We start from the raw sequence: 25,536 nt of genomic DNA, 5'->3' as shown, positions 1-25,536 counted from the left end.
CGGAAAACCAATGGCTGCAAGCGAAGCCGAGGATGCGTCACTCGACCGGCGCGCCGCGTTCGGGATGCGGGCGCAGCGCCTGCGCCGGTCCCAGAACCTGACGCTGCAACAGGTCTCGGATGCCTGCGGGCTGGCGGTTTCGACGATTTCCAAGATCGAGAACTCGCATTTTTCCCCGACCTATGACGTGATGCTGAAGCTGGCGCAGGGGCTTGGGACCGATCTTGTGTCATTGCTGGAGGACGCGGACGCGCCCGCGCCCAAGCCCGCTTATCCCGGCCGCCTTGCGGTGTCGCGGCGCGCGGATGCCGCCGCGCTTGATGCCGGACCATATGTGTACAAGCCGATCACGACACAGCTCAAGAACGCGCTGATCGACGCCACGCTTGTGACCGTGACTGCCCGTGACCCGGCAGCGTTTGCCGCGCCCATTCGTCATGCGGGCGAGGAACTGGTCTATGTCCTGTCCGGCGCAGTCGAACTGCACACCGACCTCTATGCGCCGATCCGGCTCGAGGCGGGGGACAGCGCGCATTACGATGCGGCCATGGCCCACGCCTATGTGTCGGTCAGCCCCGAAGACGCACAGATCCTCAACATCGTCTCCGGCGGCGGGCCGGGAAAGGAAAGCCGAGATGCTGACACGCGATGAATGGCGCAGCCACGATCTGGTCGGGCTGTCCGAGCTTGCCGCTTCGGGTCAGGTCTCGCGGCGCGACATACTGAAAACCGCGATCCGCGAGATCGAAGACCTGAACCCGGGCGTGAATGCCGTGGTGCTGACCCGGTTCGAGGAAGCACTGGACGCGCTGGACGACGCCGCGACCGAGCGATTTGCGGGCATGCCCTATCTGCTCAAGGATTTGCATGCGCCGGTCCGGGGGATGCCGCTGGCCAACGGGTCTGAGCGGTTCAAGGGAACGGTGTTCGACTTCGATTCGACCACCGTGGCACGTTTGCGCGCGGCGGGCTTCGGGCTGCTGGGGAGGACAGCCTCGCCCGAGTTCGGCCTGTCGGTCGCCACCGAAAGTGCAGCCTGGGGGATCACGCGCAACCCATGGAACCCGGAGCACGGGGCAGGGGGGGCAAGCGGCGGTGCCGGTGCGGCGGTCGCGGCAGGCATGCTGCCCGCCGCCCATGCCACCGACAGCGCAGGGTCGATCCGCATTCCCGCAGCCTTCAACGGGTTGGTCGGGTTGAAACCGACCCGCGGGCTGAACGCCTTTGGCCCGCATCGCGGCGATCCCAACTTTGGCCTGAGCCATGAACACGCCGTCACCCGGTCGGTGCGCGACACGGCGGCCATTCTGGACGTCACCGCCGGGCCGGATGCCGGGTGCCCCTATTTCACGGCGCGGCCCACGACCCCGTTCGAAACGCTGATCGTCACCCCGCCGGATGCGTTGAAGATCGGTTTCGTGACCACACGGTTTGACGGCCGCGCCGTGCACCCCGACAGCTGCGAGGCCGTGGAAAGAACCGCCAGGCTGCTGGCTGATCTGGGTCATCACGTGACCGAGGAGCGCCCGGATTTTGACAGCAACGCGCTGACGGACCTGATGATCCGGCTGTTGATGGGTTCGCTTGCCGGGTTGTTTGTCGGCATGCCTCTGGACGGCGAGTCTGATCTGGACGGGTTCGAACCGATCACCCGGCAGGCGATCCGGTTCGCGCAGGGCACTGCGCTTGGCACCCACCTGCACCGCGCGGCACAGGTGAACACCCATGTGCGCCAGCTTGCCGGCTATTTCGCGCGGTTCGACATCCTGCTGACTCCGGCCACAGACGGCCCCGCGCCGGTGCATGGCACCTTGCGCATGGATCACGGCGATCTTGACGCGTTTCTGGACAAGCTGTTCGCGATCAGCCCCTTCACCGCGCCGTTCAACGCATCCGGCCAGCCGGCCATTGCCCTACCGGTCCACCAGACACCCGACGGCTTGCCGGTCGGCGTGCAACTGGTCGGGCGTTTTGCCCAGGACGCCACCGTGCTGGAACTGGCCGCGCAGTTGGAGCAGGCGTCGGACTGGCAGACGCTTGCGCCTGTGCGCTGACTCTGCCGCCGTCTGTTTCGCAGACTTGGCGCAACACAGGCGCTTCCCGATGTGTGCCGGACCATTGCGCGGCGTGGATGCTTATAATATTTGCGCAGTAAGAGGGATTGCAAAAATTATGTGCATTCCTAAAGATTGCATGCGCGGCATTTCATCAATGCAAAGACTCTGCGCATAACACCGCCTATGCGCAGAGATAATCACCAACAGGAGGTTTCTTGATGTTCCAACGCACAACTTTTGCAGCTTTCGGCCTGGCCGCCTTTGCTGCCGCCGCCCATGCCCAGACGTCGATGCCCTTTGCGCTGGACTGGAAGTTCGAAGGTCCGTCCGCGCCCTATTTCGTGGCCATCGACAAGGGCTATTTCGAAGACGCAGGGCTGTCGGTCGAGGTGACGGCAGGGCAGGGCAGTCTTGATGCCATTCCCAAGGTGGCGACCGGCGCGTTCCCGGTCGGATTTGCCGATATCAACAGCCTGATCAAGTTTCTGGATCAGAATCCCGATGCGCCCGTGATCGGCGCGATGATGGTCTATGACAAGCCGCCCTTTGCCATCGTTGGCCGGCGTTCGCTGGGGGTCGAGGCCCCCGCCGATCTGGAAGGCCGGGTGCTGGGCGCGCCGCCCCCGGATGGCGCATTCGCGCAATGGCCGATCTTTGTGTCCGAAACCGGCATCGACGCCGACAAGGTCACCATCGAGCCGGTGGGCTTTCCCACCCGCGAGCCCTCGCTGGCCGAAGGGACCGTGGCCGCCGTGACCGGCTTTTCCTTCACCTCGTTCCTGAACACCGCGCGACTGGGTGTGCCCGAGGACGACATCTCGGTCATCCTGATGGCCGATCACGGTGTCGATCTGTATGGCAACGTTGTCATCGTGAACACCGATTTTGCGGCCGAGAACGCCGAGGCCGTGTCGGGTTTCCTTGAGGCTGTCGCCAAGGGATGGGTCGACACGATCGCCGATCCGCAGGCGGCCATCGAAAGCCTGGTCAGCCGCAATCCGGCGATGGATGCCGACCTGGAATTGCGCCGTCTCGAACTGGCCCTGCGCGACAACGTGGTGACGGACTGGGTCAGGGAAAACGGCATGGGCATCATCGACGATGCGCGTTTCGCCAATGCGATCGAGCAGATCCGCCTGACCTATGACTACAACACCGAGCCGGATGCCAGCCTGTATTTCACCGATGCCTACCTGCCCGAAGGTGGCTTTGCGATCGACTGAGTGACATCAACACCAGCGCCCCAACGGGGGCGCTGGTGACGGTTTGCGGGAGCAGCATGAAACATCTGATCGATATCAAAGGCGTGCGCCACGCCTACCAGACGGATGCAGGGCCGTTGCAGGTGCTGGACGGGCTTGAAATCAGCGTGCCCGAAGGGGGCTTCGTGGCCGTCGTGGGGCCATCGGGTTGCGGCAAGTCCACCCTGACGCGGCTGATTGCGGGGCTGATGAAACCCGATGAGGGCGAGGTCTGGCTGCATGGTGAGCGGGTCACCGGGCCACGCTCGACCGTGGGCATGGCGTTTCAGAACCCGGTGCTGCTGGAGTGGCGCACCATCCTGCAGAACGTGCTGCTGCCGATGGAAATCGTGCGCTCCACGCTGTCGAAAAAGCAGGCCGAAGAGCGCGCACGTTTTCTGCTGTCTCTGGTCGGGCTTGAGGGGTTCGAAGACAAGCGCCCGTCAGAACTGTCGGGCGGCATGCGCCAGCGGGCCAGCCTGTGCCGCGCGCTGATCCATCAGCCTGATGTGCTGATCCTTGATGAACCCTTTGGCGCGCTGGATGCCTTCACCCGCGAGGACCTGTGGATGATCATGCACGAGGTCAAGGCGCGCGAACCCTTCACCGGCGTTCTGATCACGCATGACCTGCGCGAGTCGATCTTTCTGGCGGATCAGGTGGTCGTGCTGTCGGGCCGACCCGCGCGCACGCAATACGTGCTGGAGGTGCCGCGGCCCGGCAAGCCCACGCTGGATGATCTGTACACGGGCAAGGCATCCGAGCAACTGGGCATCCTGCGCCACCAGATCGAAATTGCGCAGGGCCGCGCCCCGACGGAAAAGGCAAGCACATGAGCGGGATGAAACTTGTGCGCGGCATCGGTGTGCCGCTGATCGCGGTCGTCGTGTTCCTGCTGTTCTGGGAATGGCTGGTCTGGTTCAACGGCTGGCCCACCTTCAAGATGGCCGCACCGTCCGACCTGCCGCCCGCGTTTGAACGCTATTGGGGCCTGTTCGTGACAATGGGCTGGCAGACCCTGTGGCGCACGGTTCTGGGGCTGTTGCTGGCGGTCATTTTCGGCACATTGCTGGGCATGATCATGGGCTTTTCGCGGCTGATGCGCGACGCGCTGTATCCGCTGCTGGTGGGGTTCAACGCCATCCCCAAGGCGACGGTCGTGCCCATCGTGGCGCTGATGTTCGTGGGCCAGCATGATTTCAACACGGTGCTGCTGGCCTTCATGATCTCGTTCTTTCCGATCGCGGTGTCGGTCAGCATCGGGCTGTCGACGCTGGAGCCTGAATACCGCGACATCCTGCGCAGTCTTGGCGCGTCGCAGGCGACGATCTTCTGGAAGATCGCCCTGCCCAAGACCCTGCCGGAGTTCTTCGGCGCGCTGAAGGTTGCCGTGACGCTGGCCTTCATCGGCACCAACCTGATGGAAATCGTCAGCCCGCATGGCCGGGGCCTCGGCGCGCTGTTCGACAGCGGGCGCACCAATTCGGATTTCCCGCTGATGTTCGCGGTTCTGATCGCCTTGGCGGTTCTGGGGATCGTGCTGTATTACATCGTCGTTGCGCTGGAAAAGATATTCGCCGGCTGGGCCGAGCGCGCGCCGGGATAGTGTCGGAGCACCCCTGTCTGAAGGGCGCGTCGCGGCAAGGCCGGGCTTGACCTCCAAAACCGCATGAAATATAGCGCGTTCCACGTTGCGGGCGTTGTGTAATGGTAAGACCCTTGCCTTCCAAGCAAGAGATGCGGGTTCGATTCCCGCCGCCCGCTCCACTCTCTGTTTTTTCGTCCTTCGTCGTTGCTTGACCTCATCGTGATTGGGGGTAGGCTGCGCCGCAGGGAGGAAATCCTGCCACGCATGGCGGGATCGGCGACGCGCCAGAATAGGCGCGCACCAATCGGGGAGGAGAAACCCATGACACCCAGACTGACACCCAAGCTGATCGCAGCCGCAATGGCACTGGGCGCGATGCCCGCCGCCAGCGTGGCCGAAACATACAACGTGACCGTCGCGGCGGGCCATCCGCCGGTGTTCCGCTGGGTGCGGATGATCTCGGAGCAGTTCATCCCCACTGTCCAGGCCGAGCTGGAAAGCACGGGCCACACGATCAACTTTTCCGAACAGTATGGCGGTGCCATCGCCGGTGTCGGTGAAGAGCTTGAGGCGGTCGAGGCCGGGCTGGCCGAGATTGGCACCTGCCAGTCATTGTTCGATCCCGCCAAGCTGGCGGTGCAGAACGTCACCTATTACACCCCCTTCGTGTCGGCGGATGTGCGTCGGGTGGCCACCACGGTGCATGCCCTGCATGACGACAACCCCGACATGCTGCGCGCCTATGCCGACAACGGCGTCGTCTATATCGGTGCGCCCATCGGGATTGATGACTATCTGCTGATGACGAATTTCCTGGTCGAAAGCCTCGACGATCTGAACGGGCGCAAGATCGCGGCCCCAGGCGCGGCGATCAACTGGCTGTCGGGCACCGGCGCTGTGGGCGTGGCGGGCAACCTGACCACCTATTACAACGAGATCAACACAGGCGTGTATGACGGCGTTCTGGTATTCGCCAGCGCGGCCCTGCCCGGCAAGCTGTACGAGGTCGCCCCCTATGTCACCAAGTTCGGCCTTGGTGCGCAATACGCCGGATCGCTGTGCGCGAACGAGGCGTGGTACGAAGGGCTGCCCGACGAGGTGAAGGCGGCGCTGGAAAAGGGATCGGATGCGGCGATGACGTGGTATCACGACGATCTTGAGAATTTTGTCGAGATTGCCCTGTCCAGCATGGCCGAGGAAGGGGCGACCATCACCGATGCCACCCCCGAGATGCGGCAGGCATGGGCGGCCAACATGGACAACGCGGCCAAGACATGGGCCGAGGCGCTGGATGCGCAGGGCCGGCCGGCCTCGAACATCCTGTCGGCCTACATGGACGCCATGCGCGATGCCGGGGCGACGCCGCTGCGGGACTGGGACAAGGAATAAGCCATGCGGCGCATCCTGCGCGCCCTTGACGGGGCGACCCAGGCCACGAACGTGGTCGGGTCGCTGCTTATCCTCGTGCTGATGGTGCTGGTGGGCATCGACGTGGCAGGGCGCAACCTGTTCGGCGCGCCGCTGCCCGGCGTGCCCGAAATGGTGACCCTGTCCATCGTGGCGATCGTGTTCCTGCAAATTCCGCAGGCATTGCGTGCAGGCCGCATGACGCGCTCGGATGCCCTGCTGGGTGTGTTGCAGCGACGCGTGCCCATACTGGGCCGGATGCTGGAAACCCTGTTCGATCTGGCCGCCATCGCGGTGATCTGGGTGATCCTGCGCCAGACATGGCCGATGTTCACCCGCGCATGGCAGCGGGGCGAGTTCATCGGCGCGCTTGGGGATTTCACCGCACCGGTCTGGCCGGTGAAACTGACGATCCTGATCGGGTGTACGCTGCTGATCGCGCAGTTTGCCGCGCGCATCTGGCGCAGATGGACCGGAGGCACGGCGTGACTCCCTTCGATATCGGTCTGATCGCCCTTGCGGCGATGTTTGCAACCGTCCTGCTGGGGCTGTTCGTGCCGATCGCGCTGATGCTGTGCTCGTTTCTGGGCGTCTGGGCCATCAAGGGCTCGCCCCTGTTGGCGTCGAAACTGCTGGCGCTGGCAGCGAATGATGCGATTTCCAGTTATTTTTTTGGCGTGATCCCGCTGTTCGTCCTGATGGGGTTTGTCGTGTCCGAGGCCGGGTTCGGCCGCGATGCGTTCGACGTGGCCAACGCGATGTTCCGACGGCTCAAGGGCGGGCTTGGCGTGGGCACGGTGGGGGCCAATGCGATCTTTGCCGCGATCACCGGGGTGTCCATCGCCTCGGCTGCGGTGTTCACCAAGATCGCCGTTCCGCAGATGATCCGCCACGGATACGCGCCACGTTTTGCCGTGGGGGTCGTCGCCGGGTCCAGCGTGCTGGGCATGATGATCCCGCCCTCTCTGCTGCTGATCCTGTACGGCATCCTGACCGAGCAAAGCATCGGCGATCTGTTCATCGCAGGCATCGGGCCGGGCATCCTGCTGGCGGTGTTCTTTGCGGTCGGCATCGTGGCGATGGCGGTGTTCACCCCACGCTTTGTGGGCAACACGGCGGCTGTGCCAGAGGGTGCACTGACCCCCGCCCAGATGATCAAGAAGGGCCTGCCCATCGCCGGGCTGATCATGCTGGTGCTGGGGGGCATCTACACCGGCGCGTTCACCCCGGTCGAGGCGGGGGCGATGGGGGCCATCGGCGCGCTGGCGCTGGGGTTCGCCCTGGGGCGGCTGACATGGGGCAAGCTGTGGACGGTTCTGGTGGATACCGGCATGGTGACGGCCACGATCTGTTTCCTGATCATCGCGGCGCAGATGTATTCGCGCATGCTGGCCCTGTCGGGGGTGCCGGCGGGGCTGGGTGCCTGGGCGGCGGGGGCCGATCTGGGGTTCTGGGGTCTTATGCTGCTTTATGTGGCCATCGTGATCGCGCTGGGGATGATCCTGGACAGTTCATCCATCATGCTGATCCTTGTGCCGCTGATGCTGCCGGTGGTGGTGCCGATGGGGCTGGATCTGGTGTGGTTCGGCATCGTCACCGTTCTGGCGGTCGAGATCGGGCTGTTGACGCCGCCCTTTGGGATATCCGTCTATGTCATCAAGGCGACACTGGACGATGACAGCATATCGCTGGGCGACATCTTTCGCGGGGCCGCGCCCTTTGCCGCCATGATGCTGGTGGTGCTGCTGATCGTCATCGCCGTGCCATCCGTTGCCACCGGCCTGCTGCCGGGGCGCTAACGCAACAAAGGAGAGATCATGCCACGCCGTTTCGTCGATATTTCCGTGCCGCTGGAGGCCGGGATCGCCAGCGATCCGCCGATCATGCTGCCCGAGATTGACTATCTGGACCACAAGATGACGGCGGGGCAGATCGCGTCGTTCTTTCCGGGGCTCAAGGAGTCCGATCTGCCCGGCGGCGACGGCTGGGCGGTCGAGATGCTGCGGGTATCCTCGCACAACGGCACGCATCTGGACGCGCCCTATCACCACCATTCGACCATGAACAACGGCGAACGGGCGATCACCATCGACGAGGTGCCGCTGGAATGGTGTTTCAACCCCGGCGTCAAGCTGGATTTCCGGCATCTGCCCGACGGCTATCTGGTCAGCGCCGACGAGGTCGAGGCGGAACTGAAACGCATAGGGCACGATCTGCAACCGCTGGACATCGTCGTGGTCAACACGGCGGCGGGGGCGAAATACGGCCAGCCCGAATACGTCGATACCGGCTGCGGCATGGGCCGCGAGGCGACGCTGTACCTGCTGGAGCGCGGCGTGCGCGTGACCGGCACGGATGCCTGGAGCTGGGATGCGCCGTTCTCGCACACCGCGAAGAAATGGGCGGAAACCCACGATCCCGCCATCATCTGGGAAGGCCACCGCGCCAGCATCGACATCGGCTATTGCCACATGGAAAAGCTGGCCCATCTGGACAGCCTGCCTGCCACCGGCTTTACCATCAGTTGCTTTCCGATGAAGCTGAAAGGCGGCTCGGCCGGGTTCACCCGCGCCGTCGCGATATTCGAGGAGTGAGCAGATGAAACTTGGCACCGTCGCCCATGAGGGCGTGGAAAAACCCGTGGCTGTGATCGACGCCGACACCCTGCTGGATCTGCGCGCGGTGGGGCTGAACATCCGCGACATGGTCGATCTGGTGAAGCTGGGCGAGGCCGGGCTTGAGGCCGTGCGCGATGCGCTGGCCGACCCGCAGTTCAGCGCCACCATCGGGATGGAGGATGTGCAGATGCGCTGCCCCATCCGGCCGGTGCAATACCGCGACTGCCTGGTGTTCGAGGAGCATTTGAAGAACTGCTTTACCGTGATGGAGCAGGCCACGGGCCGCCCGCATCAGGTGACGCCGGTGTGGTATGACCAGCCGATCTATTACAAGGGCAACCGGATGAGCTTCATCGGCCACGGGCAGGACGTGCGCTGGCCCGGCTATGCCGAGCATCTGGATCTGGAACTGGAACTGGCCATCATCATCGGCAAGGGCGGGGCGGATATTCCGGCGGCGGACGCGCCGGGGCACATCTGGGGCTACACGATCCTGAACGACATGACTGCGCGCGACGCGCAGATGGTAGAAATGGCGGGGCAGCTTGGCCCGGCCAAGGGCAAGGATTTCGACACCGGCAACATCCTTGGCCCCTGGATCGTGACGGCGGACGAGTTCACGCATCCCGTCGAACTGAACATGGAGGTGCGGGTGAACGGCGACCGATGGGGCGGCGGCAATTCGGGCGCCATGCACCACAGCTTTGCCGATATCATCGCGCATATCTCGAAATCCGAAACGCTGTATCCCGGCGAGGTGATCGGCTCGGGCACTGTCGGCACGGGCTGCGGGCTGGAACTGGGCAAGCGGCTGGCGCCGGGCGATGCGTTCGAGCTGGAGGTCGAGGGGATCGGCGTTCTGAAGAACCGGATCGTGCGGTAGGAGGCGCGGTGCAAGGGGGGCGTTGCCCCCCTCTTGGGCCGAAGGCCCAATTCACCCCCCAGAGTTTATCTGGCAAGATGAAGGACCGGCGGGTGTCATGTGCGCCAGCGCAGCATCCGGGTCTCGATCCGGCTGATGACCCAACTGAGCGTGACGCCAAGCGCGGACAGGATCACCACGCCCGCGAACAGCCGCTCAAGATCATACAGCGATCCGGCCTGCAGGATATAGGCCCCGATGCCGTATTGCGCGCCCAGCATCTCGGCGGCGACCAGCAGGATGATTCCGATCGACAGCGAGATGCGCAGCCCCGACAGGATGCCCGGCAGCGCGCCCGGCAGCACGATCTTGGCCACGATCGACCACCACGACAGGCCAAAGCTTTGCCCCATGCGGATCAGCGTGCGGTCGACATTGTCCACCGCGCCGAAGGTGGCGACCACCGTTGGCGTGAAGGTGCCAAGCGCGATCAGCGCGTATTTCGACCCCTCGTCGATGCCGAACCAGATCACGAACAGCGGCAAAAGCGCGATCTTTGGGATCGGAAACAGCGCCGAGACCAGCGGGATAAGCCCCGCGCGCACCATGCTGAACAGCCCGATCAGCACGCCGATGCCGATGCCCGCGGTCACACCCAGCGCACTGCCCACGGCCAGCCGCGACAGCGACGGGGCCATATGCTGCATCAGCATGCCCGACTGCCACAGGTCGATCAGGGTCTGCGCCACATCCGACGGGCGCGGCAGGGTCAGGTTGGAAATCCACCCCGCCCGCGTACCCCATTCGGTCAGCGCGATCAGGGCGACGAACACCACCAGCCCGACGCCGGGAATGCGCTGCGGGCGAAAGCCGCCGCCGCGAAACGGGATCTGGCGCGGCTCAGCCATGGGCAAGTTCCGCATCCGCGGCGCGGGCCTCGTCGCGCATGAGGTGCCACAGGTGGTCCTGTGCACGGACAAGATCGGGATCGGTGGCGTCACGCGCCTCGAGGTCGGTATCGATCTCGACCACCTCGCGGATGCGACCGGGACGGCGCGACAGCACGACGATCTTGTGGCCAAGGCGCACCGCCTCGGACAGGTTGTGGGTGACGTAGACCGCGGTAAAGGGCGCGCGCGTCCAAAGGCCCACAAGATCGTCCATCAGCAGTTCGCGGGTCTGCGCATCCAGCGCCGACAGCGGTTCATCCATCAGCATCACCGCCGGGTTGACCGCCAGCGCGCGGGCAATCGCCACACGCTGCTTCATGCCGCCCGACAGCTGCCGGGGCAGGGCGCTGGCGAAATCGGTCAGGTTGGTGCGCGCCAGCACATCCGCGATGCGCGCGGCGCGATCGCTGCGCGACAGCGCGTGGTCTTCGAGCACCAGAGAGATGTTGCCCGCCACCGTGCGCCAGGGCAGCAGGGCGAAATCCTGAAAGATGAAGGTCAGCGGGTTCAGGCACCCGGCGGGCGGATCGCCCAGTTGCAGCACCCGGCCTGCGCTGGGTTTTTCCAGTCCGCCGATCATCCGCAGCAGGGTGGATTTGCCACAGCCCGAGGGGCCGACGATGCACACGATCCGGCCCGAGGGGATGGTCAGCGAAATATCGGCCAGCACCTCGACCGCGTCATAGCGGTGGGTGAGGCCGTCGATGGTCAGATCCATGAGGCGTCCTTTGGCGCGGGCCGCTGCGGTCGTGCGCAGCCCGCGCCGGGGTGAATTACATCGTCGCGACGTAGGACGGATCGACCAGGGTGTCCATGGTGATGCTGTCCTTGACCAGACCTTCGGACTGGAACCAGTCAAGCTGATCCTGCACCGATGTGGTGTTCAGCGCGGCACCGGCGTTGATGCGCATGGCCCCGTTGACGATGCCGGGCTTGGCGCTGTCGTAATCACGGTCGGTGTAGACATATTTGTGGATCAGTTTCACCATGTCCTCGGCGGCATCCTCGCCGGCTGTGCGGTCCACCAGCGCGGCATTGAAATCGTCGGCCCCGCGGGCAAAGGCGGCCAGGAACGCCTCGGTCTGCGCGCGCTCGTTCGCGGCGTTTGCGGCCGAGGTGAAGACGGTCGTGACCTGATAGTCGGGTAGGTAGTCGGCCACATCGCCGATGATGTGCACGGCGCCCGACCCGGCCAGAGGCTTGGCGATATGCGGCACGATGGACCAGGCGTCGACCTGCCCCGACTTCAATGCGCCGATGATGGCCCCGACCTTTTGCAACGGGGTAAAGGCAACCTCGACCCCTTCGGCCTGCGCGATCTTGGACCCCATGTAATGAAACGACGATCCCGCCTGCGTGACGGCGAATTTCTTACCGTCCAGTTCGGCGGGGCTGGTGACGCCCGCCTGAAAGGCCGCATCCGAGACGAGGATCTTCTGCCCGTCGATGCCCGGTTCCTCGGACACGGCCCCGCCGATGACCTTGGCGGCACCCTTTTCCGCCAACGAGATCAGCCCGCCGGAAATCGCCGTCACGGCGTAATCGGCGTCGCCGCTGGCAATGGCGACGGCCATCGGCTGCGCAGCCTCGAAGAAACGGAAATCGACATCAAGACCGGCCTCGGCAAAATATCCGCGCTCGAACGCGACAAAGCTGGCGGCGTGGCTGGTAAAGCGCAGGGCCCCCACGGTCAGCTTGGTGTTCGCAAGGGCAGGCGTGCCCAGCATCGGCATGGTAGTGGCCCCGGCCATCAGGCCCAGCGTGTGGCGGCGTGTGAAAGTGGTCATCGGTTCCTCCCCCTCGATGTTGCGGGGCGAGATTTGCCCGGATGGAACCGGAAATCAACCCGCGACAGCCCGACGCTTGCCGCAGGGCGCGGAAAGCCGTAAACCGCTGGCGCGAAGACAGGAAGGACAATCGATGGCAGATGTGGCCCCGAACGGCGAAGAGGAGCGTGCGAAATCAAGGCGCGTGGGCGCCTTGCGCGAATTGTGGCCCTTTATGCGGCCCTATCGGCAGCTGATGGGGCTGGCCATTCTGGCGCTGGTGCTGACCGCTTGCGTATCGCTGGCCCTGCCTTTGGCGGTGCGTCGCGTGGTGGACAATTTAGGCAACGAGAATGCCGCTTTGCTGGACCGCTATTTCGCCGCTGCGCTGGCGGTGGCGGCCCTGCTGGCTGTCGGCACCGGGCTGCGCTATGCGCTGGTCACGCGGCTGGGCGAGCGCGTGGTGGCCGATATCCGCAAGGCGGTGTTCGACCGCGTGCTGTCGATGAGCCCGGTGTTCTACGAGCGGATCATGACCGGCGAGGTCCTGAGTCGGATCACCACCGACACCACGCTGATCCTGTCGGTTCTGGGCTCGTCCATATCCATCGCGCTGCGCAATGCGCTGATTCTGGTGGGCGGGCTGGCGCTGATGCTGCTGACCTCGGCCAAGCTGACCGGGCTGGTGCTGCTGCTGGTGCCCATCGTGATCGTGCCGATCCTGACGCTGGGCCGTCGCCTGCGCAAGCTGAGCCGCGAGAATCAGGACTGGATCGCCAACAGCTCGGGCAGCGCGTCCGAGGCGCTGAGCAGCGTGCAGACGGTTCAGGCATTCACGCATGAGCGGGTGACCAAGGCCGCGTTTTCCGACGTGACCGAGAAAAGCTTCGATGCTGCGCGGCGGCGGATCACCACGCGGGCCGTGATGACGGTGATCGTGATCTTCCTTGTGTTCTCGGGAATCGTGGGCGTGCTGTGGATCGGGGCCAACGATGTGCGCGCGGGGCTGATGACGCCGGGCGCGCTGGTGCAGTTCGTGATCTATTCGGTGATGGTGGCGGGCGGCGTGGCCGCGATGTCGGAAATCTGGGGCGAGTTGCAGCGCGCGGCGGGCGCGACCGAGCGTCTGGTCGAGCTGCTCCAGACCGAAGACCCGGTTCAGGACCCGACCGCGCCGATGCCGGTGCCCAGCCCTGTGCGCGGGCAGATCACCTTTGACAACGTGTCGTTCCAGTATCCCGCGCGGCCGGACATTCCGGCGCTGGATGGCGTCGATCTGGACATCCGCCCCGGCGAGACCGTGGCGCTGGTGGGCCCATCGGGGGCGGGCAAGACGACGGTGATCCAGTTGATCCAGCGATTCTATGATCCGCAGGCGGGGCGCGTTCTGCTGGATGGTGTGGCGCTGCCCGACATGGCGCGCGACGCCTTCCGCCAGCACATCGCGCTGGTGCCGCAGGACCCGGTGATCTTTGCCACCACGGCGCGCGAGAACATCCGTTTTGGCCGTCCCGGTGCCACCGACGCCGAGGTCGAGGCGGCGGCGCGCGCGGCTGCCGCGCATGAGTTCATCACAGCACTGCCCGAAGGCTATGACGCGCAGGTGGGCGAGCGCGGCGTGATGCTGTCAGGTGGTCAGAAACAGCGTATCGCCATTGCCCGTGCGATCCTGCGCGACGCGCCGGTGCTGTTGCTGGACGAGGCGACCAGCGCGCTGGACGCCGAAAGCGAACGCGCGGTGCAGCAGGCGGTCGACACCCTGGCGCAGGGGCGCACCACGATCATCGTGGCGCACCGTCTGGCCACGGTGAAAAAGGCAGACCGCATCGTGGTGCTGGAAGGCGGACGGATCGCCGCGCAAGGCACCCATGACGAGCTGGTGGCGCAGGGCGGGCTTTATGCCCGGCTGGCACGGTTGCAGTTCACCGACGGGCAGGCGGCCTGAGGCCAGTCTGACGGGTCAGCGCAGGTCGGCCACGGCCTGCGCCAGAACCTGCATGCCGATTATCAGGTCGGCCTCGTCGGTATCTTCGGCAAAATCGTGGCTGATCCCGTTGATCGACGGCACGAACAGCATCGCGGCAGGCATCAGCTTCGCCACATTGGCCGCATCGTGCAAAGCGCCCGATTGCATCCGCCGCCAGCGTCCGGGGCAGACCTGCTCCGCCGCCCCTGCCAGTGCCTCGCGCAACGGTGCTGCCATGTCCACAGGCTCCAGCCCCAGCAGGGTGCCGTACTCCAGCCCCAGCCCGCGCGCATCCGCCACCTCTTGTGCGGTGTCGCGGATGATCGCCTCCATCCGCGCCAACCGGTCGCCATTGCCATCGCGCCATTGCATCGAAAAGGTGCAGCGCCCCGGCACGATGGAATGGGCGCCGGGGTGCAGATCGACATGGCCGGTGGTCCAGACCGTCTGCGGCGTCACCACGTTCTGAAACCGCTCGTTCAGCAGGGCGGCAAAGGCGGCCAGCCCCTGAAACGTATCGCGGCGGCGGTGCATCGGCGTGGTCCCTGCGTGGTTCTGTTCGCCGGTAAAGGTGATGCGCATGTCGCGGATGCCGACGATGTCGGTGACGATGCCGGCGGCCTCACCCGCCTCGAACAGCCATGGGCCTTGCTCGATATGTACCTCGATGAAACCGGTGAACTGCGCGGGATCGACAAAGCCACCCGCCAGATGGGCCATCGCGCCGCGCGCCTCGGCGAATGTTGCGCCATCGCGGTCGGTCAGGGTGTCGGCCTGATCCAGCGACAGGGCGCCGGACCAGATGGTTGACCCGGTGGTGACGCCGAACCGGCCCTCTTCATCCTGGAAGTTTGCCACCGAAATCGCAGGCCCGCCCGCCTCGGCCGAGGCGCGGGCCAGTTCCAGCCCGCAGATCACCCCCAGCGCGCCATCCAGCCAGCCGCCCTCGGGCTGGCTGTCGCTGTGCGATCCGACCAGCAGCGACGGGCCGGGCGCAAGTCCGAACTGGTTGCCGACCGGGTCGTGATGCACGGTCAGCCCGGCCTCGGCCATACGTTCGGCCAGCCAGTCGCGCGCCGCGATGTCGGGGTCGGAAAAGGCCGGGCGCACCACGCCCTTGCCCACGCCCGAGGCTCCAAAGCCGCGCAGGCGGTGCAGGTCGGACAAAAAGCGGTCGGGGTTGATCTGCATTGGCGGCACCTTTCGTGAAATGACGTGGCGAAGCCAACACCATGCGCCCGCGACGTGCAAGCCGGGCATTGCACCCCGGCGCCCCCCGGCCTAATCCCGGGGGCAAGCAAGACAAGGAACACGCAATGTCCACCATCACCCTGATCCGTCATGGGCAGGCCAACACCGCCGCCCGGGACGAGGCCGATTACGACAAGCTGAGCGCGCTGGGGCACCGGCAGGCCGAGTGGCTGGGCGAGCATTTGCGCGGCACCCGCGATCAGTTCACCCGCGTCTACACCGGCGTTCTGGTGCGCCACCGCGAGACCGCCCACTCGATGGGATATGCGCATGACGCGGTGCAGGATGCGCGGCTGAACGAGTTCGAGTTCTTTACCCTGGCGCAGGCATTGCAGGCGCAGCACGACGTGCCCATGCCTGCCAGCCGCGAGGATTTCGTGGCCTACATGCCGCAACTGATGCAGGCCTGGTCCGAGGGCCGGATCGAAGGTGCGCCCGAAACCTTTGCCGCGTTCGAGGGGCGTATCAAGGACGCGCTGATGGATATTGCGGCGGGACATGGCCCGGCCTTGGTGATCACCTCGGGCGGGTTGATCGGCATGGCGGTGCGGCAGGTGATGGGGCTGGGCCTTGTGCACTACGCGCGCACGGCGATTTCGATCATGAATACCTCGGTGCACCGGCTGCATCCGGTGGGCGGCGATCTGGCGCTGACGCAGTTCAACGCGGTGCCGCATCTGGACCGCCCCGAGCGGCAATTCGCGCGGACCCATCTTTAAGCGTCGCGCAGGCGGCGCTAGGGTGCGGCGACTCGTCCGGGGAAAGACACGATGACACATCTGTGGGTGCGCGCCGAGCAGCGCGAGAACGAAGAGCGCGTGGGCCTGACGCCCGAGGGCTGTGCCGCACTGATCAAGGCGGGGCTGCGCGTGACGGTCGAGGATAGCAGCGTGCGCGCCATCCCGATCGACGTCTACCGCGCGGCGGGGGCTGAAATCGCGCCCGAGAATGCCTGGCCCGAGGCGCCTGAGGATGTGATCATCTTTGGCCTCAAGGAACTGCCCGAGGACGGCACGCCGCTGCGCCATCGCCACATCATGTTCGGCCATGCCTACAAGGGGCAGCCCGCCGGGCAGGAGTTGCTGCGCCGATTCAAGGCTGGCGGCGGGGTGCTGTATGATCTGGAATACCTGGTGAACGAGGACGGTCGGCGCGTGGCCGCGTTTGGCTATTGGGCGGGGTTCGCCGGGGCGGCGGTGACGTTGATGACATGGGCCGCGCAGGCGCGTGGCGGCATCTGCGGCCCGGTTGGCGTGTATCTTGGGCGCGATGCATTGGTCGCGGCCGTGGTGGCCGATCTGGACGCCACTCAGCCCGAGCGCCCGCGCGCCATCGTGATCGGCGCGCTGGGGCGCGTGGGCACCGGGGCCAGCGACATGTGCGAGGCGGCAGGCGTCAAGGTGACCCGCTGGGACATGGCCGAGACCGCCCATGGCGGGCCGTTCCCGCAGGTGCTGGAGCACGAGATCTTCCTGAACTGCATCCTTGCCGCGCCCGGCTGTCCGGTGTTCGTGCCTGCCGATGCCAAGACGGCGGCGCGCAGGCTGACCGCGATCGGCGACATCGCCTGCGATCCGACCTCGGATTTCTCGCCCGTCAAGGTGTATGACCGGACCACCACTTGGGCTGAACCGGCACTGCGGGTGCATGATGCGCCGCCGCTGGACGTGATGGCGATTGATAACCTGCCGTCGATGCTGCCGGTGGAAAGCAGTCAGGATTACGCACGCCAACTGCTGCCCTCGCTGCTGGAGTTGACGGATCTTGCATCGGGCGTCTGGGGCCGGGCAAGGGCCACGTTCGACACACATCTGGAAAGGCTGTGATGATGGCGCTGTGGGTGGGTTACATGGCGGCGATCCTTGGCACGATCTGCTGGATTCCGCAGGCGGTTCAGGTCTGGCGCGCGCGCGAGACCAAGGCGCTCTCGCTGCCTGCGCAGGCGCTGTTTCTGGCCACGGTGACGCTGTGGCTGATCTACGGCGTGATGATCGGCGACTGGCCGCTGATTCTGGCCAATGTCGTGGCGGTGACGATGGTTGGTGCCATCGTGCTGGCCAAACTGAAATTCGGATGAGGGAGAGTAGAATGACCATCCATTGGTGCGGCACGGGGCTGTCGGCGATACCGGGCCTGCGGCGGCTGATCGCGGCGGGGCACAAGGTGACGGTGTGGAACCGCACCGTCGACAAGGCGCGCGAGGCGGTGGGCGATCTGACGGATGACATCCACGCCTTCGACATGGAGACGCTGGCCGATGTGCTGGCGCCCGGTGACGTGGTCGTGTCGATGCTGCCGGGCGACTGGCATGTGCCGCTGGCCGAGCTGTGCCTTGAAAAGGGCGCGGATTTCGTCAGCTCGTCCTATATCGCGCCGGAAATGCGCGCGCTGGATGCCAAGGCGCGGGAACTGGGCCTGCGGCTGGTCAATGAAATCGGGCTGGACCCCGGCATCGATCACCTGATGGCGCATCACCTGATGGATGACTACCGCGCCAGCGACGCGTTCGATGCGGGCAACACGCTGTCCTTCACCTCGTATTGCGGGGGGGTGCCCAAGCATCCCAACCCGTTCCGGTACAAGTTCAGCTGGTCACCGCTGGGTGTGCTCAAGGCGCTGCGCTCGCCCTCGCGGTCACTGCGCGACTTCGAGGAGCTGCGGGTGGACCGGCCGTGGGATGCGATCTCAAGCTACACGGCGCCGCTGCCGGTGCCCGAAGATTTCGAGGTCTATCCCAACCGCGACTCCATCCCTTTCATGGCGCAATACCAGTTCGATCCGGACTGGCCGGTGCGCGATTTCGTGCGCGGCACCCTGCGCCTGAACGGCTGGGCCGAGGCGTGGAAGGACGTGTTCGCCGAGATCGAAACCCTTGAGGGCGACGCGGGCGAGGCCCGGCTGAAGGAAATGTCGGATCAGTTCTGGCGCGAGAATGCCTATGACGCGGGCGAGCCGGATCGCGTGGTGCTGTGCGTGGGGCTGACGGCCGAAAAGGATGGCGCGACGGTCTGGCACAAGACCTATGTGATGGATGCCTGGGGCGATGCGGACGGCACGGCGATGGCGCGGCTGGTGTCCGTGCCGGTCTCGCTGGCGGTCGAGGCGGTGCTGGCGCGGGATATTCCCGCCGGCGTGACCGCCGCGCCGCATGAGGCCGCGCTGGTGTCCCGGTTCATGAACGAGATCGGCACGCTGGCGCAGCATCTGCAGATCGTCGATCACACCTGACACAGAAAACCCCGCCCGGTGTAAGCCGAGCGGGGTGTTAAGGGGCGCATGGGGTTAAATCAGCGCGCGCCGTAGTCGGTGACGTTGGCGTTGCCGCCAAAGGTCGTAACGGTCACGGTGGTCCCTGCGACCTTGCCCGCGTCGCGCGGCGCGAAAACCCGCTCGACGGATTTTTCGGATTCGGTGCCTGTGCTGGCCTGCACGACGCCATTGCCGCCAATCGCGCTTTCGCGCGGATGCAGCGCGACAGTCGAGGCGTCGCCCATGGTCGAGATCACGGTGCCATCCAGCGCGGGCGATGCGAATGCCGGTGCGGTGGCTGCGGCTGCGGTCAGGGTCAGTGCGGTGATAAAGCGTGTCATGTTGAAATCTCCTTTCGAAGATGTCGTTTGAATTTCAGGGTAGAGGCCGGCGGGGCTGCGTGCCCCACCGGATCGTTGGTTCAGCGTGCACCGTATTGCGTGGCGTCGGCGTTGCCGGTGAAGGTGTTCACCGAAACGGTGCTACCTTCGACCTTGCCGATATCGCGCTGGTCGAGAATCCAGGATGCAGGACGGTCCATCTGGATGCCCTGGATCGCGGTGACCACACCATTGTCGCCGATGGCACGTTCGCGGGGGTGCAGGGTCACGACCGAGGCGTCGCCCATGGTCGAGATCACGGTGCCGTCCAGGGCGGGTGACGCAAAGGCCGGTGCGGTGGCTGCGGCTGCGGTCAGGGTCAGTGCGGTTATAAAGCGTTTCATATCGACGTCTCCTTTCGAGAGAGAAAAACTTGTTGGGTCAGCGTCGGCGGGGGAGCCCCGCCGGGCCGAAGGATCAGCGTGCGCCGTAGTTGGTCACATCGGCGTTGCCGGTGAACAGGCTGACGCTTGTGCTGTTGCCCGAGGTCTTGCCGGTGTCGCGTGGGTCAAAGATGCGCGATGCGGGAACGTCGACGGTGATGCCGTGGTTGGCGGTGACGACGCCGTTGTCGCCAATGCCACGCTCACGGGGGTGCAGCGACACGACCGAGGCATCGCCCATGGTCGAAATGACGGTACCGTTCAGCGCGGTGTCGGCGAATGCCGGTGCGGTTGCTGCGGCTGCGGTAAGCGTAAGAGCAGTGATGAAGCGTTTCATGTCAGTCTCCTTTTCGATGGTCTGCCCATCGGGTTGTTTGGGAAGCGCGGCGGGCTGCCGTGCTGTCTGACACCAAATCTGGGCCTTTCTGTGCATTCACGCAAGACACCTGTCTTCACCGGCGCGTGTGCACTTGAGAGCGGATAAGTGCGAAAATTTCCAACTTATGTGCATTTTTGTTTTATTTTTTAAAACAATAATTTATACGTCAAAAATTGTGTCAGAAAGAGTTTCATCACTCACAAATCAAATGAATGTGCGTGAAAAAATATGCTTTCGTGACCTTGTACGCAGAGAAGAAGCCGGGACGAAAAGCCCCGGTTGTTCAGTAAAAGAATATTGATAGTGCGTAAGCGCACATATCCGGGTCGAAATCAGCGGTGACCCATCAGATCGTCTTCGTCACCGGCGATGGACAGGCCCAGGGCCTCCATCCCGTTTTCCAGATGATCGCTCAGATGCGGGGTGCCCAGCAGGTAGTCGGCGGTGGGGGTGGTTGCCTCGGTCGCGGCGGTGGCCTTGGCCTCGTCCAGTTCCTCAGGTTCAAAGCTGCCGCGCCCGATCCACATCAGCGCCACAAGCGAGATCTGCTCGTCCTCGCTCAGCCCCTCGATGAAGGCGCGCAATTCGCCCTCGGCGCGGTCGATCTCGCGCGTCATCAGGATGACATTGGCGATCTTTCGTGTGGATATCTCTAGCATGGGGTCCTCCGGCGTTTCCTGTCGCAGGCAGACCCTATACCACGCCCGGCGTCTTTGATCTTACGCAAACAGGCGATAGTACAGCCAGTCGGGCAGAAATTGCGACAGGCGGAACACCCAGCTGAACACGGTGGGAAAGCTCTTCTTGAACCGGCCCGGCGTGCACATCAGTTCGAACACCTCTTGCGCGGCCTGCTCCGGCTCCATCAGGAACGGCATCTTGAAATCGTTCTTGTCGGTCAGCCGGGTGCGGATGAAGCCGGGGTTGGCCAGTTGGACATTGATTCCGGTGCGGTGCAGATCGGCATAAAGCGATTCACCCAGCGCCATGACCCCGGCCTTGGAGGGCGCATAGCCGATGGCCCCGGGCAACCCGCGAAAGCCTGACAGGCTGCCCACCAGCACGATGTGGCCCGCATCGCGCGCCACCATGAGCGGCACGGCACGGCCAAGGACGCGGTAGGCACCGGTGAAGTTCACATCGGCCATGGCGATGCCCTTGTCCACGTCCCAGTCGGTGGCGGGCATGGGCCAGTAGACACCGGCCAGCCAGACCAGACCATCGATGTCGCCCGCCGCCTCGACGGCGCGCGCAACGCTGGCATCATCCTGCACGTCCATCGGCACCACATCCGCGGTGCCCGACAACTCGGCGGCCAGTTCGTTCAGGCGATCCTCGTTGCGGGCCGACAGGATCACATGCGCGCCGGTGCGGCTGATCTTGTGCGCCAGTGCCGCGCCCAAGCCTTCGGATGCGCCCACGATCCAGTATCTCTTGCCCGCCCAGTCTGTCATGCCGCCTGCTCCTTTTGATCTGTATCCGCAGGACGCATCACCGCCACCAGTTCGGCCACCTTGATGCCGAATTTGCGAAACTGGCTGCGGTTCACGATCGCCCCGTCGGGGGCAAGATACATCCAATCGGTGACAGATAGAACATGGCCGCCGGCCTCTTTTGTCAGGCGGATGCGGTATTTCAGATGCAGGGCCGATCCGTGCTGACGACCGGAGCCTGTGCCGACCAGATCATCGGCCCGTGCGCGGACCCGCCCGTCATTGCCCAGTTCCAGCCGCCATTCACGGTCCTGGGTGTTGCCGCTGCAATAGCGGAAATGCTCGGCCATCGTGCCGCGATTGCCGTCCCATTGCGCGTTGAATTCGGCCGAGAACCGCGAGGCGACGCGCCCGGTGGGGCCATAGATCACCCCGTCGCATGTGAAGGGGCCATTCAGATGGCGGCGCAGATCGAATGTCTTGCCGTCGGCATAATCCTCGGGGCGTTGCGCGGCGAAGCTGGCAAAACGCTGGCGTATCCAGACGAGCACGAACGCCCCAAGGCTTCCCGCAAGCAGCCAAACCATGATGTCCATCCGTCAGTCCTCCTTTCGATCGAGGGTCGCCACCAGCGCGATGGCGATAAGTTTCAGCGCGCAAGGCACCGCACCATAGGCCAGGCTGAGCGCGGTCAGCGCGCTGGCCGAGTTTTCCGCGCCGGGATCGAACCCCGCCGCCTGCAACGCGGGCAGCAGGGTGACCGCGGCAAAGGCCAGGGTGAATTTCGACACGAAGGACCACAGGCCAAAGGCCCCCGATGCGCCGGGGGCGATATGTTCCATCCGGGCGGCAAAGATCGCGGGCAGCAGGGTCATGTCTGCCCCCAGCGCCGCGCCCGAGGCCACGCAGATCACCCCGAATGCCACGATGTCGCCCGCGCCCAGCGTGATGGCAAAGCCGAAGGCGACGATCGACAGCACCATGCCCGCCATCAGAACCCGGCGCGGGCCGAACTGTTCCGCCGCGCGTGACCAGAACGGCGCGGCAATGGCCGCAGACAGGAAAAACAACAGCAGCAGCGGCCCCTCGGCGCCGGGGGCGTCAAGGCGGCTTTCGACGAAGAACAAGAACAGCGTGGAACTCACAGCCACCGGCGCCGCATTGACAAGCGCGATCAGCAGCAGCCGCCGCGCCTGCGCGTCGCGCAGAACCGGGGCAAAGCCCGCATCGGGCGGGGTGATGCCACGCCATTCAAATCGCATCGCCAGCGCCGCCGCGACCGCCAGCACCACAAAGGCCAGCGCAAAGCCGGTGAATCCCCCCAGCGCCACGGGGGCCACGGCGGCGGCGCAGACGCCCAGCAAGGCGCCGGTTTCCCGCCAGCGTGCCAGCCGCAGATGCCCGCCTGCGCCCATCCGGCCGCCGCGATCGACGCCTTGGGCATAAAAGCAGATGGTCAGGAACGAGAAGGCGGAAAAGATGCCAATCAGCATCAGAGCGAACCAGATCAGCGGTGTCATGGGTGGAGTGACGGCGAACAGGCCCAGCATCGTGGCCGCCATCAGCGCCACCGCCCCCGCAATCGCCAGCCCCCGCCACTGCCGAAGCCGCCCGGCCAGACGCCCCAGCAGAGGGTCCTGCACCACGTCCAGCAGGCGCAGCCCGAACAGCACCGTTCCCAGAGCCGCCAGCGACACGCCATATTCATCGACATAGAATTTCGGCGCATGGATGTACAAAGGCAGGCCCGCCGAGGCCAGAAGCGCCGCGAACAGCCCATAGGCGGGCAGGGGGGCCGTGCGGCTGGTCACCGGCTGACGTCCTCGACCGGCGGTTCGGGCCGGTCGGCATAGCGCGCGCCCTTCCACCACAGCTTGAGCGCCTGCCAATGGATCAGCGCGAGCACCCGGCGCGAGCCGAAGGGACGGCGCAGGGCAGCGCGGATCAGCCCGGCATTCGAGATCGGCTTGCGCTTGCCGCACAGGGTGGCGATCAGGCCGCCGTTGCCGCCGGTATAGTCGATCCAGATGCCGATGCGATCCTCACGGATGTCAAAGCGGAACTCGTACCGGCCTTCAATCTTCTGAAACGGCGAGACATGGAATATCTTGGTGGCCTGCAGGTGATCGCTTGCGGTGATGGGTTCCAGATCGTCACGATGCACCAGATAGGAGTGACGGTCGCCGAAGGTGTTGCTGACCTCGGCGATGACCACGCGCAAGGCCCCATCGGCGTCATGGCACAGCCAGAACGACACCGGGTTGAACACATGGCCCAACACGCGCGGCTGGGCCAGCAGCTCGATCCGGGCGGGGGTGGGCATGCCGTGGGCCGCCAGCACCTCGCGCACCCATGCGGTGCCGCGCCCCTGCCTGGGCGGGCCGCCATGGTCGGCGTCGCGAAATCCGGTCAGGTTGGCACGGTTGCGCGACATCAATGCCGGAAAGCGCGGCTGCGCGTCGGGTTCCAGCAGGATATAGTCGATGCTGTAGCGAAAGGCGTTTTCGACAGCGCCCTTACGCCCGTGCCAGGTATGGCCCGCGATATGGTCGATCCCGCTCATTCAGCGGCCACCGACAGCTTGGCGCGGTTGGCGATCGCCTCGACCACATCGACCGCGCTGGACAGGCCGTCCTCGTGAAAGCCGTGCTTCATCCATGCGCCGCAGAACCATGTGTTTTGCGTACCGTTCATCGCCGCGATCTCTTTCTGGGCTTGCAAGGCCGCCAGATCATAGACCGGATGACGCAGGGTGACTGTGTCATAGATCAGGTCATCGCGGATCGGCCGCGTGCTGTTGAGCGTGACGAAATGCGGATCGTCCTGCGGGATGGGTTGCAGGCGGTTCATCCAGTAGGTCAGGTCGATCCGGTCGCTTTGCTTGTCCGCGACCTCGGTGTAGTTCCAGCTTGACCAGACCTTGCGCCGCTTGGGCATCACGCTGGAATCCGCATGAAGGACGATATGGTTGGGTTGATACGCCACGGCTCCCAGGCTGTCGCGTTCGGCGCGCGATGGATCGGCCAGCAGTCGCAGCGTGTCGTCGGAATGGGTGGCAAACACGACGTCGTCGAACTCTTCCCACTCGCTGCCCTGCGTCTTGATCCTGACCCCGGTGGCATCGCGGCGCACGGCGTCGACGGGTGCTCCCAGACGGATCTTGACGCCACGTGCGCGCATCGCGGCCTCAAGCCGGGTGACATAGGAAACCGATCCGCCCTGCACGGTGTACCACTGGTGCTGGCCGGTATGATGCAGCAGCGCGTGGTTTTCGAAGAACTGCACCATCGCGTGCGCCGGAAAATCCATGATCCGGTCCACCGGGGTGGACCAGATCGCGCCGGACAGGGGCAGCAGGTAGTAGTCGCGAAACCAGGGGCCAGTGCCCATGTTGGCCAGAAAGTCGCCGGTGGAAACGGTGCGGTCCTGTGCTTGCTTCAGCGCGTTGGCGTTGAAATGCATGATGTCGCGGATCATCCGCAGGAACCGCGGGTTGGCGGCATTGCGCTTTTGCGCGAACAGCGCGCCCAGGCTGGCAAGACCATATTCCAGCGCGCCACCGCGCAGCGAGGCACCAAAACTCATGTTCGAAGGCGTCACCGGCACGTCAAGCTCGGCAAACAGGGCGGCCATATGCGGATAGTTGGCATAGTTGAACACGATGAACCCGGTATCCACCGGCTGATCGCCCCGCTTGCCGGCCATTATGGTGCGGGCATGACCCCCAAGGCGCGGTTCGGCCTCGTTCAGGGTGACGTCGTGTTGCGCGGACAGCATGTGGGCCGCGCCCATCCCCGAGATTCCGGCGCCGATCACGGCGATCTTGCGTGGGGCAACGCGCCCAGCCTCGAATGGCATGTTCTTGGTTCTCCGATGTTTTTCGTTTCGTCAGGGATACGCGAGAGGGGTGTAAACGGATGTAAAAAAAATCTGACACAAAATTGATCCGGACACCGGAAAGCTGCGTATTCCGATTATGTTTGAGCAGACCGAGACGCCGACGCCA

The 25,536-nt window shown here is 64.9% G+C and carries 28 protein-coding genes and 1 tRNA gene; 16 read left to right on the top strand and 13 right to left on the bottom strand.

All coding sequences use genetic code 11. From position 1 onward, the window contains the following. Positions 1–10: 10 nt before the first annotated feature. The 11 genes from ACFTOW_RS03850 to ACFTOW_RS03800 all read left to right on the top strand — a co-directional run bounded on the left by ACFTOW_RS03850 (position 11) and on the right by ACFTOW_RS03800 (position 9,794). Positions 11–652: a helix-turn-helix domain-containing protein gene (locus ACFTOW_RS03850; RefSeq protein ID WP_379913234.1), complete on the top strand. Its 642-nt coding sequence runs from the start codon at positions 11–13 to the stop codon at positions 650–652. Continuing rightward, the gene (locus ACFTOW_RS03845) at positions 636–2,054 is read left to right on the top strand and encodes an amidase (protein WP_379913232.1); all 1,419 of its coding nucleotides are present in this window, start codon (positions 636–638) and stop codon (positions 2,052–2,054) included. The genes ACFTOW_RS03850 and ACFTOW_RS03845 overlap by 17 nt, the downstream gene beginning before the upstream one ends. Before the next feature lie 221 nt (positions 2,055–2,275). Further along, positions 2,276–3,280, top strand: coding sequence for an ABC transporter substrate-binding protein (locus ACFTOW_RS03840; protein WP_379913230.1), 1,005 nt, complete (start codon positions 2,276–2,278; stop codon positions 3,278–3,280). A gap of 56 nt (positions 3,281–3,336) precedes the next feature. Beyond that, positions 3,337–4,134, top strand: coding sequence for an ABC transporter ATP-binding protein (locus ACFTOW_RS03835; RefSeq protein ID WP_379913228.1), 798 nt, complete (start codon positions 3,337–3,339; stop codon positions 4,132–4,134). A gap of 5 nt (positions 4,135–4,139) precedes the next feature. Then, positions 4,140–4,904: an ABC transporter permease gene (locus ACFTOW_RS03830; protein ID WP_379913274.1), complete on the top strand. Its 765-nt coding sequence runs from the start codon at positions 4,140–4,142 to the stop codon at positions 4,902–4,904. An 87-nt stretch (positions 4,905–4,991) separates the two neighbouring features. Next, positions 4,992–5,065 (top strand) — tRNA-Gly (locus ACFTOW_RS03825). Between the two features lie 142 nt (positions 5,066–5,207). Continuing rightward, a complete protein-coding gene (locus ACFTOW_RS03820; RefSeq protein ID WP_379913226.1) occupies positions 5,208–6,275 on the top strand; it encodes a C4-dicarboxylate TRAP transporter substrate-binding protein in 1,068 nt (355 codons plus the stop codon). Positions 6,276–6,278: 3 nt separating this feature from the next. Then, positions 6,279–6,782 carry a TRAP transporter small permease subunit gene (locus tag ACFTOW_RS03815; protein ID WP_379913224.1) on the top strand — a complete coding sequence of 168 codons (504 nt, stop codon included), beginning with the start codon at positions 6,279–6,281 and terminating at the stop codon, positions 6,780–6,782. Continuing rightward, positions 6,779–8,092: a TRAP transporter large permease gene (locus ACFTOW_RS03810; RefSeq protein WP_379913222.1), complete on the top strand. Its 1,314-nt coding sequence runs from the start codon at positions 6,779–6,781 to the stop codon at positions 8,090–8,092. Before ACFTOW_RS03815 ends, ACFTOW_RS03810 begins: the two co-directional genes overlap by 4 nt. 18 nt (positions 8,093–8,110) lie before the next feature. Beyond that, a complete protein-coding gene (locus tag ACFTOW_RS03805; RefSeq protein ID WP_379913220.1) occupies positions 8,111–8,887 on the top strand; it encodes a cyclase family protein in 777 nt (258 codons plus the stop codon). A 4-nt stretch (positions 8,888–8,891) separates the two neighbouring features. Further along, positions 8,892–9,794: a fumarylacetoacetate hydrolase family protein gene (locus ACFTOW_RS03800; RefSeq protein ID WP_379913218.1), complete on the top strand. Its 903-nt coding sequence runs from the start codon at positions 8,892–8,894 to the stop codon at positions 9,792–9,794. A gap of 95 nt (positions 9,795–9,889) precedes the next feature. On the opposite strand, the gene ACFTOW_RS03795 is transcribed toward ACFTOW_RS03800, so the two are convergent. Genes ACFTOW_RS03795 through ACFTOW_RS03785 form a run of 3 tightly spaced genes read right to left on the bottom strand, consistent with a single transcriptional unit; the run spans position 9,890 to position 12,510 of the window. Beyond that, positions 9,890–10,681, bottom strand: a complete 792-nt coding sequence (locus ACFTOW_RS03795; protein ID WP_379913216.1) for an ABC transporter permease — start codon at positions 10,679–10,681, stop codon at positions 9,890–9,892. Then, positions 10,674–11,441: an ABC transporter ATP-binding protein gene (locus ACFTOW_RS03790; RefSeq protein WP_379913214.1), complete on the bottom strand. Its 768-nt coding sequence runs from the start codon at positions 11,439–11,441 to the stop codon at positions 10,674–10,676. Before ACFTOW_RS03790 ends, ACFTOW_RS03795 begins: the two co-directional genes overlap by 8 nt. Before the next feature lie 55 nt (positions 11,442–11,496). Beyond that, positions 11,497–12,510, bottom strand: a complete 1,014-nt coding sequence (locus tag ACFTOW_RS03785; RefSeq protein ID WP_379913212.1) for an ABC transporter substrate-binding protein — start codon at positions 12,508–12,510, stop codon at positions 11,497–11,499. A 133-nt stretch (positions 12,511–12,643) separates the two neighbouring features. Here ACFTOW_RS03785 and ACFTOW_RS03780 point away from each other — a divergent pair, with 133 nt between their 5' ends. After that, positions 12,644–14,434, top strand: a complete 1,791-nt coding sequence (locus ACFTOW_RS03780; RefSeq protein ID WP_379913210.1) for an ABC transporter transmembrane domain-containing protein — start codon at positions 12,644–12,646, stop codon at positions 14,432–14,434. 15 nt (positions 14,435–14,449) lie between these two features. Here ACFTOW_RS03780 and ACFTOW_RS03775 read toward each other — a convergent pair whose 3' ends face one another. Further along, entirely contained in the window at positions 14,450–15,646 is a 1,197-nt protein-coding gene (locus ACFTOW_RS03775; protein ID WP_379913208.1) for a hydantoinase/carbamoylase family amidase, read from the bottom strand. A 125-nt stretch (positions 15,647–15,771) separates the two neighbouring features. Between ACFTOW_RS03775 and ACFTOW_RS03770 the strand changes: the two genes are divergently transcribed. The 4 genes from ACFTOW_RS03770 to ACFTOW_RS03755 are packed head-to-tail and all read left to right on the top strand — an operon-like array spanning position 15,772 to position 18,934. Next, complete coding sequence (locus ACFTOW_RS03770; protein ID WP_379913206.1) at positions 15,772–16,425, top strand: histidine phosphatase family protein; 654 nt, start codon at positions 15,772–15,774, stop codon at positions 16,423–16,425. 51 nt (positions 16,426–16,476) lie between these two features. Next, complete coding sequence (locus ACFTOW_RS03765; RefSeq protein ID WP_379913204.1) at positions 16,477–17,532, top strand: saccharopine dehydrogenase; 1,056 nt, start codon at positions 16,477–16,479, stop codon at positions 17,530–17,532. A 2-nt stretch (positions 17,533–17,534) separates the two neighbouring features. After that, positions 17,535–17,783, top strand: coding sequence for a SemiSWEET family sugar transporter (locus ACFTOW_RS03760; protein ID WP_379913202.1), 249 nt, complete (start codon positions 17,535–17,537; stop codon positions 17,781–17,783). 11 nt (positions 17,784–17,794) lie between these two features. Next, a complete protein-coding gene (locus ACFTOW_RS03755; RefSeq protein WP_379913200.1) occupies positions 17,795–18,934 on the top strand; it encodes a saccharopine dehydrogenase family protein in 1,140 nt (379 codons plus the stop codon). A gap of 59 nt (positions 18,935–18,993) precedes the next feature. Here ACFTOW_RS03755 and ACFTOW_RS03750 read toward each other — a convergent pair whose 3' ends face one another. The 9 genes from ACFTOW_RS03750 to ACFTOW_RS03710 all read right to left on the bottom strand — a co-directional run bounded on the left by ACFTOW_RS03750 (position 18,994) and on the right by ACFTOW_RS03710 (position 25,388). Continuing rightward, positions 18,994–19,296, bottom strand: a complete 303-nt coding sequence (locus ACFTOW_RS03750) for a hypothetical protein (protein ID WP_379913198.1) — start codon at positions 19,294–19,296, stop codon at positions 18,994–18,996. Positions 19,297–19,376: 80 nt separating this feature from the next. After that, a complete protein-coding gene (locus ACFTOW_RS03745; protein WP_379913196.1) occupies positions 19,377–19,679 on the bottom strand; it encodes a hypothetical protein in 303 nt (100 codons plus the stop codon). 73 nt (positions 19,680–19,752) lie between these two features. Beyond that, positions 19,753–20,055 (bottom strand): hypothetical protein, encoded by a 303-nt coding sequence (locus ACFTOW_RS03740; RefSeq protein WP_379913194.1) that lies wholly within the window; start codon positions 20,053–20,055, stop codon positions 19,753–19,755. A 374-nt stretch (positions 20,056–20,429) separates the two neighbouring features. Then, on the bottom strand, positions 20,430–20,756 hold the full coding sequence (locus tag ACFTOW_RS03735; protein WP_379913192.1) for a DUF3775 domain-containing protein: 327 nt from the start codon (positions 20,754–20,756) through the stop codon (positions 20,430–20,432). Between the two features lie 60 nt (positions 20,757–20,816). After that, complete coding sequence (locus ACFTOW_RS03730) at positions 20,817–21,551, bottom strand: SDR family NAD(P)-dependent oxidoreductase (RefSeq protein WP_379913190.1); 735 nt, start codon at positions 21,549–21,551, stop codon at positions 20,817–20,819. Next, positions 21,548–22,117, bottom strand: a complete 570-nt coding sequence (locus ACFTOW_RS03725) for a DUF3833 family protein (protein WP_379913272.1) — start codon at positions 22,115–22,117, stop codon at positions 21,548–21,550. The genes ACFTOW_RS03730 and ACFTOW_RS03725 overlap by 4 nt, the downstream gene beginning before the upstream one ends. Before the next feature lie 12 nt (positions 22,118–22,129). Continuing rightward, on the bottom strand, positions 22,130–23,341 hold the full coding sequence (locus ACFTOW_RS03720; RefSeq protein ID WP_379913188.1) for an MFS transporter: 1,212 nt from the start codon (positions 23,339–23,341) through the stop codon (positions 22,130–22,132). Then, positions 23,338–24,093: a DUF1365 domain-containing protein gene (locus tag ACFTOW_RS03715; protein WP_379913186.1), complete on the bottom strand. Its 756-nt coding sequence runs from the start codon at positions 24,091–24,093 to the stop codon at positions 23,338–23,340. Before ACFTOW_RS03715 ends, ACFTOW_RS03720 begins: the two co-directional genes overlap by 4 nt. Then, positions 24,090–25,388, bottom strand: a complete 1,299-nt coding sequence (locus ACFTOW_RS03710; protein WP_379913184.1) for an NAD(P)/FAD-dependent oxidoreductase — start codon at positions 25,386–25,388, stop codon at positions 24,090–24,092. Before ACFTOW_RS03710 ends, ACFTOW_RS03715 begins: the two co-directional genes overlap by 4 nt. Between the last annotated feature and the right edge of the window lie 148 nt (positions 25,389–25,536).

The sequence above is a fragment of the Lacimonas salitolerans genome (assembly GCF_042677865.1).
Classification (GTDB): Bacteria; Pseudomonadota; Alphaproteobacteria; order Rhodobacterales; family Rhodobacteraceae; genus Lutimaribacter; species Lutimaribacter salitolerans.
This window is presented reverse-complemented; position numbering and strand designations above follow the sequence as displayed.

Bases quoted from the DNA above. Each gene is read 5' to 3' on its own strand.
- ACFTOW_RS03725 (WP_379913272.1), bottom strand. From the start codon at position 22,117: ATGGTTTGGCTGCTTGCGGGAAGCCTTGGGGCGTTCGTGCTCGTCTGG.
- ACFTOW_RS03775 (WP_379913208.1), bottom strand. From the start codon at position 15,646: ATGCAGATCAACCCCGACCGCTTTTTGTCCGACCTGCACCGCCTGCGC.
- ACFTOW_RS03805 (WP_379913220.1), top strand. From the start codon at position 8,111: ATGCCACGCCGTTTCGTCGATATTTCCGTGCCGCTGGAGGCCGGGATC.
- ACFTOW_RS03815 (WP_379913224.1), top strand. From the start codon at position 6,279: ATGCGGCGCATCCTGCGCGCCCTTGACGGGGCGACCCAGGCCACGAAC.
- ACFTOW_RS03755 (WP_379913200.1), top strand. From the start codon at position 17,795: ATGACCATCCATTGGTGCGGCACGGGGCTGTCGGCGATACCGGGCCTG.
- ACFTOW_RS03850 (WP_379913234.1), top strand. From the start codon at position 11: ATGGCTGCAAGCGAAGCCGAGGATGCGTCACTCGACCGGCGCGCCGCG.
- ACFTOW_RS03840 (WP_379913230.1), top strand. From the start codon at position 2,276: ATGTTCCAACGCACAACTTTTGCAGCTTTCGGCCTGGCCGCCTTTGCT.
- ACFTOW_RS03845 (WP_379913232.1), top strand. From the start codon at position 636: ATGCTGACACGCGATGAATGGCGCAGCCACGATCTGGTCGGGCTGTCC.
- ACFTOW_RS03710 (WP_379913184.1), bottom strand. From the start codon at position 25,388: ATGCCATTCGAGGCTGGGCGCGTTGCCCCACGCAAGATCGCCGTGATC.
- ACFTOW_RS03760 (WP_379913202.1), top strand. From the start codon at position 17,535: ATGGCGCTGTGGGTGGGTTACATGGCGGCGATCCTTGGCACGATCTGC.
- ACFTOW_RS03785 (WP_379913212.1), bottom strand. From the start codon at position 12,510: ATGACCACTTTCACACGCCGCCACACGCTGGGCCTGATGGCCGGGGCC.
- ACFTOW_RS03745 (WP_379913196.1), bottom strand. From the start codon at position 19,679: ATGAAACGCTTTATAACCGCACTGACCCTGACCGCAGCCGCAGCCACC.
- ACFTOW_RS03740 (WP_379913194.1), bottom strand. From the start codon at position 20,055: ATGAAACGCTTCATCACTGCTCTTACGCTTACCGCAGCCGCAGCAACC.
- ACFTOW_RS03730 (WP_379913190.1), bottom strand. From the start codon at position 21,551: ATGACAGACTGGGCGGGCAAGAGATACTGGATCGTGGGCGCATCCGAA.
- ACFTOW_RS03820 (WP_379913226.1), top strand. From the start codon at position 5,208: ATGACACCCAGACTGACACCCAAGCTGATCGCAGCCGCAATGGCACTG.
- ACFTOW_RS03770 (WP_379913206.1), top strand. From the start codon at position 15,772: ATGTCCACCATCACCCTGATCCGTCATGGGCAGGCCAACACCGCCGCC.
- ACFTOW_RS03735 (WP_379913192.1), bottom strand. From the start codon at position 20,756: ATGCTAGAGATATCCACACGAAAGATCGCCAATGTCATCCTGATGACG.
- ACFTOW_RS03835 (WP_379913228.1), top strand. From the start codon at position 3,337: ATGAAACATCTGATCGATATCAAAGGCGTGCGCCACGCCTACCAGACG.
- ACFTOW_RS03790 (WP_379913214.1), bottom strand. From the start codon at position 11,441: ATGGATCTGACCATCGACGGCCTCACCCACCGCTATGACGCGGTCGAG.
- ACFTOW_RS03780 (WP_379913210.1), top strand. From the start codon at position 12,644: ATGGCAGATGTGGCCCCGAACGGCGAAGAGGAGCGTGCGAAATCAAGG.
- ACFTOW_RS03795 (WP_379913216.1), bottom strand. From the start codon at position 10,681: ATGGCTGAGCCGCGCCAGATCCCGTTTCGCGGCGGCGGCTTTCGCCCG.
- ACFTOW_RS03715 (WP_379913186.1), bottom strand. From the start codon at position 24,093: ATGAGCGGGATCGACCATATCGCGGGCCATACCTGGCACGGGCGTAAG.
- ACFTOW_RS03800 (WP_379913218.1), top strand. From the start codon at position 8,892: ATGAAACTTGGCACCGTCGCCCATGAGGGCGTGGAAAAACCCGTGGCT.
- ACFTOW_RS03750 (WP_379913198.1), bottom strand. From the start codon at position 19,296: ATGACACGCTTTATCACCGCACTGACCCTGACCGCAGCCGCAGCCACC.
- ACFTOW_RS03765 (WP_379913204.1), top strand. From the start codon at position 16,477: ATGACACATCTGTGGGTGCGCGCCGAGCAGCGCGAGAACGAAGAGCGC.
- ACFTOW_RS03830 (WP_379913274.1), top strand. From the start codon at position 4,140: ATGAAACTTGTGCGCGGCATCGGTGTGCCGCTGATCGCGGTCGTCGTG.